The following is a 20,129-nucleotide window of genomic DNA, read 5'->3' on the forward strand; positions in this document are numbered from 1 at the left end:
CGATCAGAGGCCGACGGCCGTGCGGACCAGCTGGAAGACGGCGGTGTTGTCGATCACGCCGTGGAAGGTGTCGGCGCCACGGCCCATCGCGCCGAGGAAGACGTCGGAGCCGCCATGGGTCTCGCCGCCCACGCCCATGGGGATCACCGCTTCCTGGTGGTAGTTCTTGTCGGTCACGGCGGCGTCGGTCAGCGCGGTCATCAGGCTGCGGTTGCCGGCGACGCGGTTTTCACCGTTGCCGAACACGAGGGTGGTGAACGGCTTGCCGTCGGCGTCGAGGGCCGGGGTGGCCGGCGACGTGTAGTCGCGCATCAGGCCCAGGATGCCGGGATTGCTGGCGGTGGTTTTGCCGGTGATCGCGGCGTAGCCGTTCATCACCATCGTGTGGTCGTGGTCGGCGGTGACGACGATCAGCGTGTTCTTCAGCTCGGGGTCGGTCAGCTTGACCTTGGCGATCGCGGCCAGGATGGCGTCGTCGAAGGCCTTGGCGTCGCCCAGTGCGCGGGCAGCGTTCGTGCCGTGCAGCGCGTGGTCGATGCGGCCGCCTTCCACCATCAGGAAGTAGCCCTTGTCGCGCTTCGACAGGATGTCGATCGACTTGGTGGTCATCTCGGCGAGGCTCGGTTCCTTCGTGGCGTCGCGGTCGAGTTCGTACGACATGTGGCCTTCGGCCTTCGCCTGGTCGAACAGGGCGATCACCTTCGTGCCGGCGGCGGTGGGCGCGGCATTGAGCGTGGCCAGGTCGCTGACGTAGGTGTAGCCCCTGGCTTGCAGCTCGGCGACCAGGTCGCGGCCGTCAGGCCGGCCGGTGGGCGTGGTGGTGGCGTTGTACGGGCGCCAGTACTGGCTGACGCCGCCCATCAGCACGTCGACACCGGCACCCAGTGCGGCGTTGTAGCCGGCACCGCCGGGAACGGCCTGGCGGGCGATCTCGTATTCGGCGTTGCGGTGGCAGGTGTGGGCGTACGTGGCGGCCGGCGTGGCGTGGGTCAGGCGGGCCGTGGTGACCACACCCGTGGCCCGGCCGGCGGTGGCGGCGAGTTCGAGCAGCGTGGTGGCCGCGGCGCCGTTGCCGGTGGCGGGGCACTTGTCGACCGAGTTGGACACGCCGGTGGTGGCATCCTTGCCCGGGGCGTAGGCGAACGTGTCGCCGTTCATGCCGAGCACCTCGTTGCGGGTCTTCACGCCCGTCATGTAGGCGGCCATCGACGGCGCGCTGTCGATCACCTGGGCGTCGAGCGAGTACGTTTTGACGAAGGCGGTTTCGGGGAAGGTGTCGATCGCGAGCTCACCGTCCTCGCCGGCCGCGTAGATGCGGGTCGCGGTCATCGGCACGATGCCGTAGCCGTCTCCCAGGAAAAAGATGACGTTCTTCGGTGCGGCGGGCGCCGGGGCGGCCAGCTCGTCGCTGGTACTGCACGCGGCGGTGAACAGGGCGGCGGTGGCAGCGAACGCGGCCAACAGCTTCGGATTCATGGTTGCTCCTGGATGAGAAGCAACAGGTTACGGAATGAACATGACGGTGGCGTGAATGGTCCGGTCCGGACCTTCATCAATCCCCGTGCGACTCCCCGGCGCGCCGGAGCAACTGCCGGCACCGCTCCGACAGGTGCACCACGCGCAGGTGCTTGCCTGTGCGGACGTAACGCTCCCTGAGGGTCCGGAGCGCTTCGATGGCCGAGTAGTCCACGAAGCTCAGGTGCCGGCAATCCAGGGTGACCCAGGCAGGGTCCCCGGCCGCGTCGAAGAGGTTCAGGAAGGGTTTCACGGATGCGAAGAAGAGCGTGCCGTGCAGCCGGTAGACCTTGCTGCCATCCGCTTCGAGCTGGTGGTCGGCATAGAGTTCGCGGGCATGCTGCCACGCGAAGTTCAGCGCGGCGATGACGATGCCACACATCACTGCCATGGCCAGGTCGGTCAGCACCGTGATGACCGTGACGGCGACGATGACCAGGACGTCATGGAACGGCACCTTGTTCACCGTGCCCAACGATGCCCACGAGAACGTCTGCTGCGCCACCACGAACATGACACCCACCAGCGCCGCCAGCGGGATCCGTTCGATCAGCGGCGACAGGAACAGCACGAACATCAGGATCAGCACGCCGCTCACCACCCCCGACAGGCGCCCGCGCCCGCCCGAGTTGAGGTTGATCATGGTCTGCCCGATCATGGCGCACCCGCCCATGCCGCCCGCCAGGCCCGACGCCACGTTCGCCACGCCGAGGGCCACGCATTCGCGGTTCGTGCGCCCCCGGCTCTGCGTGATCTCGTCCGTGAGGTTCAGGGTCAGCAACGTCTCCAGCAACCCGACCAATGCCATCAGCACCGCGTACGGCGCGATGATGTGCAGCGTCTCGAGGGTCCACGGGATGTCGGGCAACGCCAGGCTCGGCAGCCCGCCGGCGATGTGGGCCAGGTCACCCAGGCTGCGCGTGGGCAGGCCGAGCACATTGGTCATCACGCCCACGCCAACGATCGCCACCAGCGCCGGTGGCACGCTGCGGGTCAGGCGCGGCACCGTGTAGACGATCGCCATGGTGAGCGCCACCAGCCCGATCATCAGCCACAGCGGCTCGCCGGTGAGCCAGGCGTGCCCCTCCTTGAAGTGCGCCAGCTGGGCCATGGCGATGACGATGGCCAGGCCGTTGACGAAGCCCATCATCACGGGGTGCGGCACCATGCGCACCAGCTTGCCCAGCCGCAGTGCCCCGAAGAGGATCATCAGCGCCCCGCTCAGCAGCACCGTCGCCAGCAGGTAGGCCACCCCGTGCTGCACCACGAGCGCCACGATGACCACCGCCATCGAACCGGCCGCGCCGGACACCATGCCCGGCCGCCCCCCGAACAGCGCCGTGATCGTGCAGATGACGAAGGCGCCGTACAACCCCATCAACGGATTGAGCTGGGCCACGAGGGCGAAGGCGATGCACTCGGGTACCAGGGCGAAGGAGGTCGTGAGTCCGGCCAGGACATCGGCACGGATGCGAGCGAGTTGCATGAGGGAGAACCGGAAAGCGGAACCCGCTATTGTTCTACGTTCGGAAGGCCACCGGATGCGGATGCGAACAAGCGCTGCTATCGTGTCGCGTCGCCGCGACCGCGGCTTCAACAGGGACGGCGATGGCAAGCAAGGTCGAAAAAGTGATCCGGGGCGTGGTGTCCGGCGTGTTGGGCGGCATCTCGGCGTTCAATCGCCGGTGGCTGCCGGTGCCCGACGGGCCCTACCCCTACTTCACGGGTCTCCACGAACCCGCCGCCGCGGAACGCACGATCGAGGACCTGGCCGTGACCGGCGTGCTGCCGCCGGAACTCGACGGGCGGTACCTGCGCATCGGCCCCAATCCGGTCCACCGCGACACCCGCGGCCACCACTGGTTCATCGGCGACGGCATGGTGCACGGCGTGCGCCTGCAAGGCGGCCATGCGCGCTGGTACCGGAACCGCTATGTGCGGTCGCGCAAGGTGGCCAAGGCCCTGAAAAGTGCCATGGCACCGGGCCCGCACCGCGGGCGCTTCGACAACGTGAACACGGCCATCGTGCCCATCGCCGGCGCGGCCTGGGCGCTGGTCGAGGCCGGCAGCGCGCCGGTGCGCTTCGGCGACGACCTGGAACGCCACGCCTACGATGACCTCGACGGCACGCTGCAGGGGCCGTTCTCGGCCCACCCGCATCGCCACCCGGTGACTGGCGACCTGCATGCCATCGCGTACCGGGGCGACGAACCCGACAGCGTGCGCCACGTCGTCGTGGATCCGGCGGGCCGGGTGCGCCGGGAACTGCGCATTCCCATCGCCCACGGCCCCATGGTCCACGACTGCGCCGTGACCGAGCGGCACGTCGTGATCCTCGACCTGCCGGTGACGTTTTCGATGAAGTCCATGCTGTCGGGCCAGGCCTTCCCGTACCGCTGGAACCCGGCCCACCCGGCGCGCGTGGGCCTGCTGCCCAAGGACGGCACGGCGGCCGATGTGGTGTGGATGCCCGTGGAGGCGTGTTTCGTGTTCCATACCGTCAACGCCTACGACGCCCCCGACGGCACGGTGGTGCTCGACGTGGTGGTGTACGACCGCATGTTCGACGGCAGCACCCATGGCCCCGAGGCCAACCCGCGCGGGCTCGAACGCTGGACCCTCGATCCGGTGGGCCTCACCGTGACGCAGCGCCTGCTCGATGCGGCACCGCAGGAATTCCCGCGCATCGACGAACGGCGCAGCGGGCTGCCTCACCGCTTCGTCTACACGGTGGGGCTGCCGGAGACGTTCACGCCCCACATCGTCGGGGCGAGCCACCTGTTCAAGCATGACCTGCAGACCGGCGAACGCCAGCGGCACGACTTCGGCGCAGGGCACGCGCCCGGCGAGTTCGTGTTCGTGCCGCGGCACGCCACATCGGCGGAGGACGACGGGTGGCTCGTGGGCCTGGTCATCCACGCCGCGGCCGACGCCACCGACCTGGTGGTGCTCGACGCCGCCCGGTTCGCCGGGCCGCCGGTGGCCTCCGTCCGCATCCCGCACCGCGTGCCGGCCGGATTCCATGGCAACTGGTTCTCGGCCGGGCTGGCTGCAGGTTGACGGCGAGGCGGGCCAGGCAAGGGTCACATCCGTTCTAGTCACGGCGTGCGGAGGTCAGCACCATGGGGCCATGAATTCCCCCACCTGGTCCCATCGCAGCTTCACCGCACCGTTCACCGCCACCGGCCGGGCGGCGCTGGTTCCGCCACCCCCCTGGCACTATGCCGGTTGGTTGCTCAACATCGCCTTCCGGTGCAATGCCAGCGCCGCGATCCCCCTGGTGCCGCCAGCGGCCGGCAGGCCCGTGGGAACGGGCTGCGTGCACTTCGCCGATTGGCAGGCCTGCACCGACGGCCACGAGATGCTGGACCCGGTGCTGGCCCAGTACCGCGAGACCATCGTGGTCCTTGAGATCGAGCGCCCGGACGGGAGTCGTTGCATGTACTGCCCCGCCATCTGGGTCGACCAGGACATCTCCCTGCTGCGAGGGCTGCTGCAGGGCTGGCCCAAGAAGATGGGCAGCACCTGGCTCACGCGAAGCTTGCCGCTCGAACATCCTGCCGCCGCGCCCTTGCGTGCGGGCAGCCGCCTGGGTGCCAGCCTGGCGGTGAAGGACCGCCGCGTGGTCGACGCCCAGGCGACGCTCACCGGGCGGCCGGGGCGCCCGATGGGCTTCCTGGCCCACGAGACCATCGGCGCGGTGGGTTGGCCCGATCTGCGGCAACCCCGGCGGTTGCCGGAGCTGGTGCTGGTGAAGCCCGAGATCGGCCAACGGGTGGGCGGCGACTGGCACGAGGCCTCGGCTTCGGTGCACCTGACGCCACACCCCGGGGAGGACATCGGCATGCTGGGCCCACTGGTGGCGGAAGATGCCAGTGCGGGCTGGCTGGGCATCACCGTGGCCGGCGCACGCGATGCCTGACCGGCCATCATCTTCGGTGCCGTCGAAGGTCGCAGGAGGCTGGCCACTGTGGCGTTGAATCGATCTGAAGTGCGGCGGGTGCGCCTGGTCGACCTCGAGCAGGTGCGGCACCAGCAGCATGGGCAGGAGTGGGCGCCGCACTGGCACGAAGAATGGTCCTTCGGCGCCATCGTTCAAGGCGAATGCCGCTGCAGCGTGGCGGGCCGCCCCTTCCTCGCGCGAACGGGGGACCTCATCGCCATCGCACCGGGTGTCGTCCATACCGGCGCGCTCACCGCGTCGGCCCACAGTGGCGCGGTGCTGGCCACCATGCTGTATGTGCCGACCACGTGGCTCGACCAGGTGGGTCTTGCCGTGCCCACCCGCAGCGGATCGGTCCGGGATCTTGCACTGGCGTGCCAGGCGGGCGATCTCACGTCACCGGAGGATGTGCAGGCCTGGTTGTTGCGGGCGATACCCCTGCTGGCCGAGACACTGCGGCCCGGTTCCTCTGCCAACACCGATCCCATGCCAGGCGAGGCCGTTCGGGCGCTGATCGGGCGTGTGCAGTCTGCCGTGCTGGCTGGAGAACAGACCGTGTCGGGTCTCGCACGCCGCTGTGACGTCAGCCGGGAACGACTCCACCGGGTGCTGAAACAATGGCTCGGCATGGCACCGGGTGAATACCTGCGTGCGGTGCGGCTGCATCGCGCAAAGCACCTGGTGATCCAGGGTGAGCCCGCCGCTTCTGTCGCGGCGGAGTGCGGATTCTCGGACCAGGCACACTTCACGCGCTGGTTCAAGCGAACGTTCGGCTACACGCCCGGCGACCTGGCGCAAGCCGTATCCAGGCAGTCGGCGCCCGACTGATCCGACCGCCGGGACGTCCGCTTCAATCCCCGCCAACCCCCTTCAACGCAACGGCACCCCATCCGGCGCGAAGTTCACGGCCTTCGCCAACGGTGCTACATGCAACACCTGCGTGCCCGGTGTGTTGGCCAGCGTGGTGACCGCACCCACGCCCACGTCCTGGCTCCAGCCCACGCCGCGGAAGCGCCACTGCACCTGGGCGCGCCAGGCACCGGCGCGTTCGAGGTTGCGGTCCACTTCGACGCGGGCCTTGGCGCCCTTGGCGGTGAGGGTGCCCACCATGGCGGCGAGTGCGGCGCGCAGCGGCGGGCCCTCTTGCTGCTCCACCCACAGGCTGCATTGGGTGTCGGTGGCGGCGAGCAGCACGAGGCCGCCGGAATCGGGGGCCATCAGCACGGTGCCGGGTTTGCCGTCCAGCAGGCCGTCGGCAGAACCTCGCATCGGGTCCACCGGCTCGAAACCGTTGGCCAAGGCCCAGTCCATCGCGGCCCCGGCCTGGCCTTGGGTGAGCACACAGGCCTGCTCGAACCAGCGCAGCAGGGCCTGGGGCGATGCCGGTTCGCGGGCGACGGGCGCGGACACGGCAGCCGGGGGCGCCACGAGCGGCGCCGTGAACACAGGCGTGCCCTGGGCCGCGGCCAGCGCCGGGGCCAGCAGCAACACCCCACCCAGCGCGCCACCGAGCAGGTCAGCGGGCAGGCGGCGCATCGTCGATCATCAATGCGAGCAGCGCGAGGCCGCGGCCCACGCCCACGGGGGCCGTCACGACGAGCGAGTCGATCCAGCGGCCCGACGTGACCTTGTAGCCCACCATGCGCGTGCCGGCCTGCGGGTTGTCGAGCGAAACCGCCGGGGCCGGGGGCTTGGCCTGCCCCACCCACCCGGCCACGAGCTGGGCCATGCGGTCGCGCAGCCGGGCACCGTCGATGTTCTGGCGCGTGCCCACGGAACAGGCCAGCGGGTTGTCGCCCAGCAGCAGCATCACGGTGTCAGTGGTGTCGGCCCGGCGCACGAACACGTTGACCATCTGGATGGCCTCGCCCGTGCCGCCCATGCCTTGGGCCATTTCCTTCACGGCGTCTTCGGACAGCGGCGAGAACCCGTGGTTCAGCGCCCAGTCGGACGCCGCGGCGGTCTGGCCGCGGCCCTGCAGGCACGCCTGCTTGAACACTTCGGCCACCTCCACGGCATGGGCACGCGGGTTGTGGCCGCGCGGGATGGGCCGTTGGGGCGGCGGCGGTGGCGGGGCATCGGCATCGCGCACGACACCCAGCACCGGCGCGTCATACGGGTGCACGGTCTTGGCCGTGAACACGGGGTTGCCCTGGGCCATCGCGGCGGAAGCGCCGAAGGCCAGGCTGCAGAGCACGGTCCACACGGGACGGTTCATCGTTTCACTCCAGGGAAAACTTCATCAGGGTCGATCGACACCGCCATGATCGCAACCCCACGGGGTGCGGCTGTCGGGGAAATCCCCTCAAACGGTAACGGTCGGTTCCGGATGTGGCTTGTTCACGGTGCCGGAGGGATGAGGATCATGTGCGCGCCCTCATGGCTCGCCGCGGTTTCGGGCCCGATGGTGCGCACGGCCCCCCCCTGCCCCTGCGGACCCAGCGGATAGACCGCCACACGCAAGCTGCCATTCCCCCAGCGGGTGCTTTCGGTGGGGGGCACCGGTTGCCGCACCCCCGCCGTCGCGGCGGCGATTTCACCGGCGCGGCGGCGCAGCCGCGGACCGTCGATGACCCCATGCGACCAGACCGCACAGCCCTCGGGCTGCTGCGTCAGCGTGATGGCGGGGCCCGACGGGTTGTCGGCTTGCCGCAGGTGCTTTTGCATCGACGGCACGGCATCGGCCGCGCCGGGCGGCCGTGGGGCCGGTTTCATGGCCACCACGAAACCGCGTTCGCGCGCCCAGGCCTCGGCCGGTTCGACACGCCCGCCGTGTTGCACGCACACGTGGCTGAACAGGTCGGCGAGTTCATCGGTGCGGTGCCTCGGTGACCCGCGCCCACGGTCCGCGGCGGGCGGCAGCCCGATGCCGGTTTTCCGCGGCGGTTCGGCCACCCGCGACGCCGCGTTGCCTTGCACGAGCGACGCGGTGAACACCGGGTCGCCGGCCTGGGCGGATGCCCCGGCGTGAACCAGCACCAGCATGAACGAGACGGTCAGTCGACGGGTCATTGCGAAGCTCCCAGGCAGGTTGCCGCCAACGCTCAGCGGCGAGGTTCCACCGACACCCCGAGGATGACCGATCCGCGCGCCGTGCCCACGGGTGACACCACCATGAGGCGGTAGCGGTCGGGGCCGGACACCCCGATGTAGCTGATCTTGCGATGCGGACCGTCTTCGTCGTAGTCCATGCTGTTGGCCGGTTCGGCGGTGACGGTGATGCCCGGCCACTCGCCGGTCATCGCCTCCATGCGGCCGCGCAGGCGCGGGCCGTCCACGGGGGACAAGCCCATCACGACGCAGTTGGACGGGTTCGCCGTGGCAATCAGCAGTACCGACTCGTCCTTGTTGCTGCGCGAGAACACATTGCCGGACTCGCCGCGCTGCTTCAGCGCCGCAGCCACCTCGCCGCCAGACTGGGTGCCCACCACGAACCCGTGGTTCAGCGCCCAGTCGGCCACGTCGTCGGGATTGGCCTTCTGCAGCAGGCAGGCTTCACGGAACAGGTCGGCGATGTCCTGCGCGTGCACCCGTGCCGCCGCGGCCTTCTGGGCCGGCGACGGCTCGGCGGCCCAGGCGGTGCCGGCCACCGAAGCGGCCACCAGAGCGGCCAGCAGGACCACGCCCACCGCGCGGCGGGCGTTCACAGGCGCTCGGCGACCCAACCCTGCACCGACGCGAGCGCCTGCGCAAGGTTCGTGGCATCGGTGCCACCGGCCATGGCCATGTCGGGCTTGCCGCCGCCCTTGCCGCCCACTTGCTGGGCCACGAAGTTGACGAGTTCGCCGGCCTTGACCTTGGCCACACTGTCGGCCGTCACGCCCGCGGCCAGCTGCACCTTGCCACCCTCCACGGCGGCCAGCACGATGGCGGCGGTCTTGAGCTTGTCCTTGAGCTTGTCCATCGTCTCGCGCAGCGCCTTCGCGTCGGCGCCATCGAGCACGGCGGCCAGCACCTTCAGGCCCTTCACGTCGACGGCCTTTTGCAGCAGCTCGTCGCCTTGCGACGAGGCCAGCTTGCCCTTGATGGCCGCGAGTTCCTTCTCGAGCGCACGCACCTGGTCGAGCACCTGGCCCAGGCGGGCCGGCACTTCCGCCGGCGCCGCCTTCAGCGAACCGGCGATCTGGCGCACGGTGCCTTCGAGCGACTGCAGGTAGGACAGCGCGTTGTCGCCGGTCACGGCCTCGACACGGCGCACGCCGGCCTGGATGCCCGTCTCGGCCACGATCTTGAACAGGCCGATGTCACCGGTGCGTTGCACGTGGGTGCCACCGCACAGCTCACGGCTGGTACCGATGTCGAGCACACGCACCTCGTCGCCGTACTTCTCGCCGAACAGCATCACGGCGCCGGTCTTCTGGGCTTCCTCGATGGGCAGCACACGCGCCTGCGTGGCGGCATTGGCCAGGATCTCGGCGTTGACGAGGGCCTCGATCTTCGCGATCTCGGCGTCGGTCACCGGCGCGTTGTGGGCGAAGTCGAAGCGCGTGCGGTCGGCCGTCACGAGCGAGCCCTTCTGCTGCACGTGGCTGCCGAGCACTTCGCGCAGGGCCTTGTGCATCAAATGGGTGGCCGAGTGGTTGCGCACGGTGCGCGCACGCTTGTCGGCGTCCACCTTCGTGGCCACCACGTCGCCCACGCGCAGCTCGCCTTCGGCGAGCTGGCCCTGGTGGCCGAACACGGCGGCCTGCACCTTGATGGTGTCCTCGACAATGAAGCGCGTGGTGGCGTTGCGCAGCTCGCCGGTGTCACCCACCTGGCCGCCGCTTTCGGCGTAGAACGGGGTTTCGTCGAGCACCACCACCACGTCGTCACCGGCACGGGCCACGTCCACCGGCGAACCGTCGATGTACAGGGCCACCACCTTCGCGCCATCGCGCTGCAGGTGCTCGTAGCCGTGGAACGTGGTGTTCGCGCCGGCGTACTCGAGGCCGGCGGCCATCTTGAACTTGCCGGCCGCGCGGGCCTTGTCCTTCTGGCGCTGCATGGCCGCGTCGAAGCCGGCGTTGTCCACCGTCACGCCACGCTCGCGGCACACGTCGGCCGTGAGGTCGACCGGGAAACCGTAGGTGTCGTGCAGCTTGAACGCGGTTTCGCCGTCGATGGTCTTCGCCCCGCCGGCGAGCGCGGCCTCGAGGATCTCCATGCCGTTGGCGATGGTGCGGAAGAAGCCTTCTTCCTCCAGCTTGAGCACGTCGGTGACACGCTTCTCGGCCTGGCGCAGTTCCGGGTAGGCGTCGCCCATCTCCTTCGAGAGCGCGGCCACGAGCGTGTAGAAGAACGGCTTGCGGGCGCCGAGCTTGTAGCCGTGGCGGATGGCGCGGCGCGCGATGCGGCGCAGCACGTAGCCGCGGCCGGCGTTGCTCGGGATCACGCCGTCGGTGACGGTGAAGCTGCAGGCGCGGATGTGGTCGGCGATGACCTTGAGCGACGGCGAGTCCTTGTCGCAGTCACCACCGCCGGCGGCGTCCACGGACTGCTTCGCGGCGGCCAGCAGGTTCACGAAGGTGTCGATCTCGTAGTTGCTGTGCACGTGCTGCAGCACGGCCGTGAGCCGCTCGAGGCCCATGCCGGTGTCCACGCTGGGCTTGGGCAACTTGTGCATCACGCCCGCTTCGTCGCGGTTGAACTGCATGAACACGTTGTTCCAGATCTCGATGTAACGGTCACCGTCCTCGTTGGGCGAGCCCGGCGGGCCGCCGGCGATCTCGGGGCCGTGGTCGTAGAAGATCTCGGTGCACGGGCCGCAGGGGCCGGTGTCGCCCATCATCCAGAAGTTGTCCGATGCGTAGCGGGCGCCCTTGTTGTCGCCGATGCGCACGATGCGTTCGGCGGGCACGCCCACCGTCTTGTTCCAGATCTCGTAGGCCTCGTCGTCTTCGGCGTACACGGTGACCCAGAGCTTGTCCTTCGGCAGCTTGTAGACCTCGGTCAGCAGCTCCCAGGCGTACTGGATGGCATCGTGCTTGAAGTAGTCGCCGAAGCTGAAGTTGCCCAGCATCTCGAAAAACGTGTGGTGGCGCGCGGTGTAGCCCACGTTGTCGAGGTCGTTGTGCTTGCCGCCGGCGCGGATGCACTTCTGCGACGTGGTGGCGCGGCTGTACGCGCGCTTGTCGAACCCCAGGAACACGTCCTTGAACTGGTTCATGCCCGCGTTGGTGAACAGCAGCGTGGGGTCGTCGCCGGGCACCACCGGGCTCGACGCCACGATCGTGTGGCCCTTGGCTTCGAAGAACTTCAGGAACTGGGAACGGATTTCGGAGGCTTTCATGCCGTGGCTTTCTGCGACAACGCCGGTTTGAAGCGGCGCGCAAGGGCTTGATTTTTCGAGGGTTTTGATTATAGGGCGGCCCGCCGGGCAAGCCCCTTGCGTCCCACGGGGCTGCGGCCGGTTCCGTATCATGGCCGTTCACCCTGGAGGGCACCATGGACCAACGCATTTCCCCGCTGTCGAACCTGCTCGACCCGAGCCTCCTGAAGACCGATGCGCTGATCGACGGCAAGTGGGTGCGCGGCGCCCGGCGCTTCGACGTGACCGACCCGGCCACCGGCGCGAAGCTCGCCGACGTGGCCGACCTGGGGGTGGACGAGACCCGCGCGGCGCTGGCCGCCGCCCAGGCGGCCTGGCCGGCGTGGCGCGCCAAGACGGCCAAGGAACGCGCGGCGATCCTGACCAAATGGTTCCAGCTGCTGGTGCAGCACACCGACGACCTGGCCCGCATCATGACCGCCGAGCAGGGCAAGCCGCTTGCCGAATCGAAGGGCGAAGTGACCTACGGCGCGAGCTTCATCGAGTGGTTCGCCGAGGAAGGCCGGCGCGTGTACGGGGAGACCATCCCCACCACCGACCCCACCAAACGCTACCTCGTGATCAAGCAGCCGATGGGCGTCTGCGCGGCCATCACGCCGTGGAACTTCCCCATCGCGATGATCACCCGCAAGGTGGGCCCGGCGCTTGCGGCCGGCTGCCCGGTGGTCGTGAAGCCGGCGGGGCAGACGCCCTTGTCGGCGCTGGCCATCGCCGAGCTGGGCCAGCGCGCCGGCCTGCCGGCGGGCGTGCTCAACATCGTCACCGCCGCCAAGTCCGCCGAGATCGGCAAGGTGCTGTGCGAGAGCGAGGTGGTGCGCCACCTGTCGTTCACCGGGTCCACCGAGGTGGGCCGCATCCTCGCCGCCCAGTGTGCCCCCACCATCAAGAAGCTGTCGCTGGAGCTGGGCGGCAACGCGCCGTTCATCGTGTTCGACGATGCCGACATCGACGCAGCGGTCGAGGGTGCGCTGGTCAGCAAGTACCGCAACGGGGGGCAGACGTGCGTGTGCGCGAACCGTTTGTACGTGCAGGACGCGGTGTACGACACCTTCGTGCAGCGCCTGGCCGCCAAGGTCAAGGGCATCAAGGTGGGCAACGGATTCGACCTCGGGGTCACCCAGGGCCCGATGATCGACGACAACGCCATCGCCAAGATCGAGAAACACGTGGCCGACGCCACGGCCAAGGGCGCGAAGGTGCTCACCGGCGGCAAGCGCCTGCACGACCGGTTCTTCGAGCCCACCGTGCTCACCGAGGCCACCAGCGACATGCTGTGCGCCCGCGAGGAAACCTTCGGCCCGGTGGCCCCGGTGTTCCGCTTCCAGACCGAGGCCGAGGCGATCGCCCTGGCCAACGACACCGAGTTCGGCCTGGCCGCGTACTTCTACAGCCGCGACATCGGGCGCATCTTCCGCGTGGGCGAAGGGCTCGAGTCGGGGATGGTGGGGGTCAACACCGGGTTGATCTCGACGGCCGAGGTGCCGTTCGGCGGCGTGAAGCAATCGGGCCTGGGCCGCGAGGGGTCGCGGCATGGCATCGAGGACTACGTGGAGATCAAATACCTCTGTCTCGGGGGGATCTGAGGGCTCCGGCGCCTGTGTTCATGGCGCCGGAGGAGGCGACGCGGCGGCATGCGCCCGCAGCGCCTGTGCGAGGCGGTTGCCGTGTTCGCCGCCTTCGTTCTCGAAATATGCCGCCGGCGTGAGGCCGTCCTCGTTGAGCTGGTGAATGTCGGCACCGCGCCTGATGAGTTCATCGAGCACCGCCAGGTGCTTGACCGCGAACATCGGCGTGCCTTCATCCGCTTCGGCATTCACATCGGCCCCGTTGTCCAGGAGTGCCTTCACCAGCCAGAGGTGTTCTGACTTCGCGGCATCGAACAGGGGCGTCCTTTCATAGTCGTCGCGCCCGTTCACGTCCACGCCCGCTTCTACAAGCAGGCTGACGAGCGCCACGACACGGTCTTTCAGGCGCCCATCGGCGTCCAGGCTGACCCCGCCCAGCACCTCGCCAAGCAAGTGCAGCGTGTTGCCGCCGTTCGTTGTCAGTTCGTCCAGTGCGGGTGACGCATCGCGCAACGTCTGCAGCGCCTGCTCCCTCGCTTGCGAGTCCGTCTCGAGCGGCAGGTTGAGCAGATCCGCCAACAAGCCGTGCATGTCCGGCCCGCCTCCCTCGTGTTGTCGCGATACCGCACCAGCCGCCTGCGCCTGCGTGGGCGCGGGCGGTCTCCCCCTGAGGGCCTGCAGCATCACCGCAAAGTCCAGCTCCTGTGGAGGCTCACGCCAAGGTTGATCCAGACCGAGGCCCGGGAGGGCCAGCGCCGCCTCGAAGAAGGCAATGCGCTTGCTTTCGATCGAACTGCTGTAGACATGCAGCTTGTGGTCTTTGGCACGGAACACGACGTTTCGTTCAAAGCGATCGCGCAAGCCTTCTTCCCGCTTGTTGACCGGCTCGGCGGCCTTGTCCTCGGGAAGCTGATGCAGGTATCGATCGATCACGCTGCTGGAAGTGACATGCTTGAAGAAGCCGGCCTCGAGTTTCTCGCTCGCGCGAGCGTCTTCTTCGTGGATCGAAGGCGTGTCCGGCCGCTCGGCCGCAGCGGCCAACGCGTCACTGTGCATCTGGTCAATGGCCGCGCTGTCGTGCATCTTCTTGACTGCGGACAGCGCGAAGATCGTGCAGCCGAGGTTTCGCTGCGCGTCCGTGCTCATGTACGTGACCTGGAGCTTCAGGCCTTTCGAGTCCAGCGTCTGGGAAAGCGTGGGAAGCGCGGGATCGTGGATGTTCTCCGCATGGCCGTGGTGGTCCTTCGCGCCCTTCAGCCGCGAATCGATCAGGATCACCGAGGCCCTGCCCGGATCGTCGCGGTCGATGCGGACGGACGCCGCCACGCGATGGCCGCCGTCATCGAAGACCGCCTGCCACTGCAACGCACCGGGCGCCGCGCCCGGCGGCGGGGCATCGGCCAGGGCCCGCGCGACGGCATGCAGGGCCGATTTCGCCGAGCGAAGGATCCGGAGATTGAGGCCCGGCGTGCGGATGTTCTCGCTGCTGGCAAGCACGTCGAGGAACAGGTGATCGCGCGGCTCCGGTTCGGTGTGGTTCTTCAGGTGCGTGCGAAGCTCATCGACATAGGCGCTGATCTTCTGCCTCGCCGTTGAAGCGCTCGGTGCGGACACCACGCCGGCCGAGGGTTCCGCCGGCAGTCGGGCCACTTCGGTGAGAGGTGCCAGCGCTTGCAGGCGAGTCAGTTCCGCGCGCGGAGCCCGTGTTGGCACCGGCAGGTCACTCCGGCGGTCCAGCGACCGCAGGCCCATGACACCCGTGTCGTGGGCGAGGGGCCGGCTCGGCGATGCCCCGGGAGCCGGGGCCGCAGGCGCCTGAGGCGTTGTGGCGGCACCGCGGTTGGGGTCGTCGTTCCGAGCGATTCTCATGCGTGTCCAGTCTCACGGTCAGCCTCGTGCGCGCTGACCACGGCCACCGCCATGAAGGCCACTCAGTGTGACGGCCCCACCCTGCGACGGTCGCGGCACAGGCGAAGCAGCGCGCGAGATCGCGAAGTACACGCGGCCGGCGCGACTGTACCGACGAGGCCGTTCAGGGGCTGCGCACGGGTTGCCTCACCGTGACTGGTCGTACAGCGCCTTGCCCTTGTCCACGATGTGCACGGTGTAGAGCTTGAGCGAGGTGTCGCCCACCACCTTGAACCCCCCGTGCTTCACGTCGCGCAGGTTCAGCACCGAGCCGCCGGTGACGAGCGTCATGGGGTCCTTGCCCGGCACCTGCACGGTGGCACCCTGCACCACGTAGGCAGCTTCCACGCCATGGTGAAAATGCAGGTCGACCACGTCCCCCGGCTTGTACTCGGCCACCGACGTGATGACCTCCATGCCGGGAGCGCCCGACAGGTCGGTGCGCTTGAGTTCGACACGCTGGGGGGAGTCGGTGGGGGTTTGCGCCACGAGGCCGGTGGCCACGCCCAGCCCGAACAGCACGAGGCCCGCTGCGGCCCCGCGAACCCACACCTTGTGTTGTGTCATCGTCACCTCTCCTTGGGGTTGGAAACCGGGGTCAGTCAGCCTGCTCGTCGTTGGCAGCCCGCTTCGGGCCCCGCTCGGCGACGTTGGCGAAGCCGTCGCGCCCGGCAGCCGCGCTGGTGGCCGCCAGGCCCACCGCGCGGCGCAGCAGCGTGGCGGCGTCCTTGCCGTCGGCCGGGTACTGCGCGATGCCGATGGCCACGGCCACCGACACCTGGCTGCCCGCAATGGGGAACGGCGGGTGCAATGCCTCGCGCAATTTCGCGGCCACGCGGTCGGCGTCGTGGGGCTCCTGGAACTTCGACAACAACACGGCGAAGGCATCGGGGCCCACCGAGGCCACCACGTCGCTCGCGCGCAGCCCCATGCGCAGGCGCACCGCGATCTTGCGGCGCAGCACGTTGGCCGATTCACCGCCCAGGCGCGCCTCGGCCGACGACAGGCCCTCGACGCGCACCGCCATCAGCGCCATGGGCGCGGGCTCGCGCTCACGCAACGCGAGCAGCTGGTTCACGTGTTCGACGAGCTGCGACTGGTTGGGCAGCCCGGTCATGAGGTCGGTGGCGTAGGCCTTGCGCGTCTGCTGGTGCTGGGCCTTGCGTTCCACCGCCAGGCGCACCGCACGCGGCAGCGCGTCGACAGGGTCCACCGCGAGTGGCAGCACGTCCTGCACACCGGCGCGCACCAATCGCACGGCGAGGTCGGCGCCGGGGTCGTCGGTGGTGAGCACGAGCACGGCGGGGTCGGTGACCGCCTGCGACAGGCCGGGCCAGGCGAGCAGCTTGCGGGCCTCCACCGTTCGGGCGGCGAGCACGACCGCGTCGAAGTGCTGGGCCGCGAGTTGCGCGGAGGCCTCGGCCAAGCCGCTGCAACGTGCCGAGGCAAACGGACCGAACGGCGACTTGGCCGCCAGCTCGGGCACGGCAGCCCCGTCGGTGTCGATCAGCAGCAGGTTCAGTGCATCAGCGGTCATGGCGGGGATGGCGGGTCGTCAGGCCCCCATTGTGGAGGAAGTGGACATGAGTTCACCACCCGAATCGTGACAGCTCGTCCTTCATCCAGGCCATGTGCCGGCGTCGGCGATCTGCACGAAGGCGGCCATGGCCCTGAGCGTGTCCATCCGGGCATATTAATCCGATCTCCCGGATTGAGTTCTTCAATCCTGGCCTTGTCACTGGCGGTCGCGGCCCGGTCACGTGCGAACCTCCGCCACATCGGGGCTGGTGCCGCCAGCCGGCTGGGCGTGATGCGGCTTGCGCAGGCGCTTGAAGACCAGCTGGGCGGCATCGTCCACATAGGTGAACGCCACCGGAATCACCAGCAGGCTCAGGAACGTCGATGTCATCAGCCCGCCGATCACGACGATGGCCATCGGCGCACGGAAGCTCGAATCGGCGCCCCATCCCATGGCGATCGGGACCATGCCTGCGCCCATCGCGATGGTCGTCATCACGATGGGGCGCGCGCGCTTGCGGCAGGCGTCGATGATCGCGTCCCAGCGCGCCAGGCCATGCTCCCGGCGCGCGAGGATCACGTAGTCGACCAGCAGGATCGAGTTCTTGGTCGCGATGCCCATCAACATGATGAGACCGATCATCGACGGCATCGACAGCGCCGATTGGGTGACGAACAGGGCCAGGAAGGCACCGGGGATCGACAGCACCAGCGCCGCAAGGATCGTGGCCGGCTGCACGAAGTCGTGGAACAGCAGCACCAGCACGATGTAGATGCACAACACGCCGGTGAGCATCGCCACGCCGAAGCCCGATGCGAGCTCGCCCATGGATTCCGCATCCCCGGTCGCCGTCTGCGTGACGCCCGCCGGCAGCATCTTCAGGCTCGACAGCGCGAGCACCGCGTCTTCGACATCCCCAAGCGGCAGGCCGTTCGGCTCGATCTGGAAGTTGACGTTGCGCATCCGGTCGTAGCGCGTGATCTGCGACGGGCCGCTCGCGATCTCCAAGGTCGCGACATTCTCGAGCGGAACCGGCCCGCGGGCGCCCGGTACAGGCAGGCGCTTGAGTGTCTCGATGTCCTGGCGCGAGGCATCGTCCAGCTTGACCACGATCGGCACTTGCCGCTGGCTGAGATTGAGCTTCGCGAGACTTTGGTCGTAGTCGCCCGCCGTCGCAATGCGCAACGTGTCCGCGATCGCCCCGGAAGTCACGCCGAGATCGGCAGCGCGAGCGAAGTCGGGTCGCACGACCAGTTCCGGCCGCACGAGGCTGGCGGTCGATGTCACCCCGCCGATGCCGGGAATCGCACGCAACTCGCGCTCGACCTGCTGCGCGTGTTCCGCGAGCACACGTTCGTCCTCGCCGGCGAGCACCAGCACATAGTTCTCGTCCGAGTCGCCCATGCCGACCTTCACGCGTGCGCCCGGAAGCACGACGAGCGCATCGCGCAGTCGTGCCTCGAGTTGCTGCCTCGTCAGCCCTGGGCGGTCGTTGCGGTGGGTCATGTTGAGCGTCAGCACAGCCGTCCGCACGTCGGCGGCGCCGACGCTCGCGGGATCGGTCGGATCGGCGCCGGCATTGCCGCTGCCGATGGCGGTGTAGATCATCCTGACATGCTCGTTCTGCTGAACGATCCGGCGCGCCTGCTCGGCGAGCGCCAGGGTGTCGCGCAGCGTGCCGCCCGGCGGGAGCGTCAGCGTGACCTGCGTTTGAGACGCATCGTCCGGCGGGATGAACGTGCCGGGCAGCGATGCAGCGAGCATCACCCCCCCGCCGAAGAACGCAGCGGCGCCTGCGATGGTCAGGAGGCGGTGCCGCAGGCACCAGCGCGCCCACGACAAGTAGATCCGCATCCAGCCCGGCTCCTGTTCCGCGTGCTGCGCCGGTGCGCGCAGCAGGTAGGCTGCCATCATGGGCGTCAGCACGCGCGCAACGACCAGCGAGAAGAACACCGCGATCGCTGCGGTCCAGCCGAACTGCACGAAGAACTTGCCAACCACACCGCTCATGAAGGCGGTCGGCAGGAACACCGCGATCAGCGTGAACGTGGTCGCGACCACGGCCAGGCCGATCTCGTCGGCCGCCTCCATCGCGGCCTGGTACGGCGTCTTGCCCATGCGCAGGTGGCGCATGATGTTCTCGATCTCGACGATCGCATCGTCGACCAGGATCCCGACGACGAGCGAGAGCGACAGCAAGGTCACGACGTTCACCGTGAAGCCCATCAGGTGCATCACCGCGAAGGTCGGTATCGCCGACAGCGGCAGCGCGACCGCCGAGACGATCGTTGCGCGCCAGTCGCGCAGGAACAGGAACACGACCAGCACCGCGAGCGCCGCGCCTTCGTAGAGCAGCTTCATCGAGCCTTCGTAGTTCTCGACGACGGGGTCGACGAAGTTGAAGGCCTCGGTGACGGTGATCTCGGGGTGCTTCTGTTTCAGCATTTCCAGCGAGGCGCGCACACCCTCGGTCACATCGATCTCGCCCGCGCCGCGCGCGCGCACGATCTCGAAGCCGACCACCGGCTTGCCGTTCAGGAGCGCCGCAGAGCGCGGCTCGGCGATGGTGTCGTAGACCTTCGCCACCTGGTCGAGCCGGATGTGCCGGCCGTCGGCCAGCGTGACCTCGAGCGCGGCCAGCTCCTCGGCCGACTGCACGGTCGCAATCGTGCGCACCGACTGTTCCGCGCCACCCAGATCCACACGGCCGCCCGAACTTTCCTGCTGCACCTGACGCAGCTGGCGCGAGATGTCGGCCGCGGTGGCGTTCAGCGCGAGCAAGCGCGCCGGGTCGACTTCGACGCGCACCTCGCGCGTCACGCCACCGACCCGCGTGACGGCGCCGACGCCGCGCACCGCGCGCAGCGTCTTGCTGAGCTCGTTGTCGACGAACCACGACAGTGCCTCGTCGTCCATGCGCTGCGACGCGACGGTGTAGGTCAGGATCGGCGCGCCGGCGAGGTCGACCTTCCGGATGACCGGGTCGCGCAGGTCTGCCGGCAGATCGGCCCGCACGCGGGAGACCGCGTCGCGCACGTCGTCGACCGCGTCCTGGATCGGCTTCTCGAGGCGAAACTCGACCGCAATGTTCGCCGTGCCATCGGTCAACGTCGTCTGGACGTGCTTGACGCCCTGGACAGCCGCCAGCGAGTCCTCGATCTTGCGCGCAACTTCAGCTTCGAGTTGTCCCGGCGACGCACCCGGCAGCGAGGCGGTGATGGTGACCGTCGGCAGATCGATGTCGGGGAAGTTCTGGACCTTCATCGCGCGAAAGCCCATCAGGCCCGCCAGCGTTAGCATGATGAAGAGCAGGATCGCGGGGGTTGGATTGCGGATCGACCAGGAGGAGACGTTGATGCCCATCGTTGC

General features: G+C 68.8%; 15 protein-coding genes. 4 read left to right on the forward strand and 11 right to left on the reverse strand.

Annotated features, from left to right (window positions below; translation table 11 throughout):
* Positions 1-3 precede the first annotated feature (3 nt).
* Positions 4-1,476 carry an alkaline phosphatase gene (locus tag ASC87_RS30045; RefSeq protein ID WP_056671947.1) on the reverse strand — a complete coding sequence of 491 codons (1,473 nt, stop codon included), beginning with the start codon at positions 1,474-1,476 and terminating at the stop codon, positions 4-6.
* A 76-nt stretch (positions 1,477-1,552) separates the two neighbouring features.
* Positions 1,553-3,001, reverse strand: coding sequence for a SulP family inorganic anion transporter (locus tag ASC87_RS30050; protein ID WP_056671950.1), 1,449 nt, complete (start codon positions 2,999-3,001; stop codon positions 1,553-1,555).
* Positions 3,002-3,123: 122 nt separating this feature from the next.
* Between ASC87_RS30050 and ASC87_RS30055 the strand changes: the two genes are divergently transcribed.
* The 3 genes from ASC87_RS30055 to ASC87_RS30065 all read left to right on the forward strand — a co-directional run bounded on the left by ASC87_RS30055 (position 3,124) and on the right by ASC87_RS30065 (position 6,286).
* Positions 3,124-4,575 carry a carotenoid oxygenase family protein gene (locus ASC87_RS30055; RefSeq protein ID WP_056671953.1) on the forward strand — a complete coding sequence of 484 codons (1,452 nt, stop codon included), beginning with the start codon at positions 3,124-3,126 and terminating at the stop codon, positions 4,573-4,575.
* A 70-nt stretch (positions 4,576-4,645) separates the two neighbouring features.
* On the forward strand, positions 4,646-5,437 hold the full coding sequence (locus tag ASC87_RS30060; RefSeq protein ID WP_056671956.1) for an acetoacetate decarboxylase family protein: 792 nt from the start codon (positions 4,646-4,648) through the stop codon (positions 5,435-5,437).
* A 54-nt stretch (positions 5,438-5,491) separates the two neighbouring features.
* Complete coding sequence (locus ASC87_RS30065; RefSeq protein ID WP_157604464.1) at positions 5,492-6,286, forward strand: AraC family transcriptional regulator; 795 nt, start codon at positions 5,492-5,494, stop codon at positions 6,284-6,286.
* Between the two features lie 42 nt (positions 6,287-6,328).
* Here the strand turns inward: ASC87_RS30065 and ASC87_RS30070 are convergent, their stop codons facing one another.
* From ASC87_RS30070 to alaS, 5 genes are all read right to left on the reverse strand, one after another.
* A complete protein-coding gene (locus ASC87_RS30070) occupies positions 6,329-6,994 on the reverse strand; it encodes a hypothetical protein (RefSeq protein WP_056671963.1) in 666 nt (221 codons plus the stop codon).
* Positions 6,975-7,676: a hypothetical protein gene (locus ASC87_RS30075; RefSeq protein ID WP_056671966.1), complete on the reverse strand. Its 702-nt coding sequence runs from the start codon at positions 7,674-7,676 to the stop codon at positions 6,975-6,977. Before ASC87_RS30075 ends, ASC87_RS30070 begins: the two co-directional genes overlap by 20 nt.
* Before the next feature lie 122 nt (positions 7,677-7,798).
* On the reverse strand, positions 7,799-8,470 hold the full coding sequence (locus tag ASC87_RS30080) for a hypothetical protein (RefSeq protein WP_157604465.1): 672 nt from the start codon (positions 8,468-8,470) through the stop codon (positions 7,799-7,801).
* 32 nt (positions 8,471-8,502) lie between these two features.
* The gene (locus ASC87_RS30085; protein ID WP_056671973.1) at positions 8,503-9,105 is read right to left on the reverse strand and encodes a hypothetical protein; all 603 of its coding nucleotides are present in this window, start codon (positions 9,103-9,105) and stop codon (positions 8,503-8,505) included.
* On the reverse strand, positions 9,102-11,729 hold the full coding sequence (gene alaS, locus ASC87_RS30090) for an alanine--tRNA ligase (protein WP_056671976.1): 2,628 nt from the start codon (positions 11,727-11,729) through the stop codon (positions 9,102-9,104). The genes ASC87_RS30085 and alaS overlap by 4 nt, the downstream gene beginning before the upstream one ends.
* A gap of 155 nt (positions 11,730-11,884) precedes the next feature.
* Between alaS and ASC87_RS30095 the strand changes: the two genes are divergently transcribed.
* Positions 11,885-13,351, forward strand: coding sequence for an NAD-dependent succinate-semialdehyde dehydrogenase (locus tag ASC87_RS30095; RefSeq protein WP_056671979.1), 1,467 nt, complete (start codon positions 11,885-11,887; stop codon positions 13,349-13,351).
* 18 nt (positions 13,352-13,369) lie between these two features.
* On the opposite strand, the gene ASC87_RS30100 is transcribed toward ASC87_RS30095, so the two are convergent.
* From ASC87_RS30100 to ASC87_RS30115, 4 genes are all read right to left on the reverse strand, one after another.
* Positions 13,370-15,085, reverse strand: coding sequence for a YopJ family acetyltransferase (locus ASC87_RS30100; protein ID WP_056671982.1), 1,716 nt, complete (start codon positions 15,083-15,085; stop codon positions 13,370-13,372).
* Between the two features lie 303 nt (positions 15,086-15,388).
* Complete coding sequence (locus ASC87_RS30105) at positions 15,389-15,808, reverse strand: cupin domain-containing protein (protein ID WP_235582349.1); 420 nt, start codon at positions 15,806-15,808, stop codon at positions 15,389-15,391.
* A 31-nt stretch (positions 15,809-15,839) separates the two neighbouring features.
* Complete coding sequence (locus tag ASC87_RS30110) at positions 15,840-16,778, reverse strand: GGDEF domain-containing protein (protein WP_056671984.1); 939 nt, start codon at positions 16,776-16,778, stop codon at positions 15,840-15,842.
* A gap of 219 nt (positions 16,779-16,997) precedes the next feature.
* The gene (locus tag ASC87_RS30115; protein WP_056671986.1) at positions 16,998-20,123 is read right to left on the reverse strand and encodes an efflux RND transporter permease subunit; all 3,126 of its coding nucleotides are present in this window, start codon (positions 20,121-20,123) and stop codon (positions 16,998-17,000) included.
* Between the last annotated feature and the right edge of the window lie 6 nt (positions 20,124-20,129).

Origin of the sequence: Rhizobacter sp. Root1221, from assembly GCF_001425785.1 — a bacterium.
Classification (GTDB): domain Bacteria; phylum Pseudomonadota; class Gammaproteobacteria; order Burkholderiales; family Burkholderiaceae_C; genus Rhizobacter.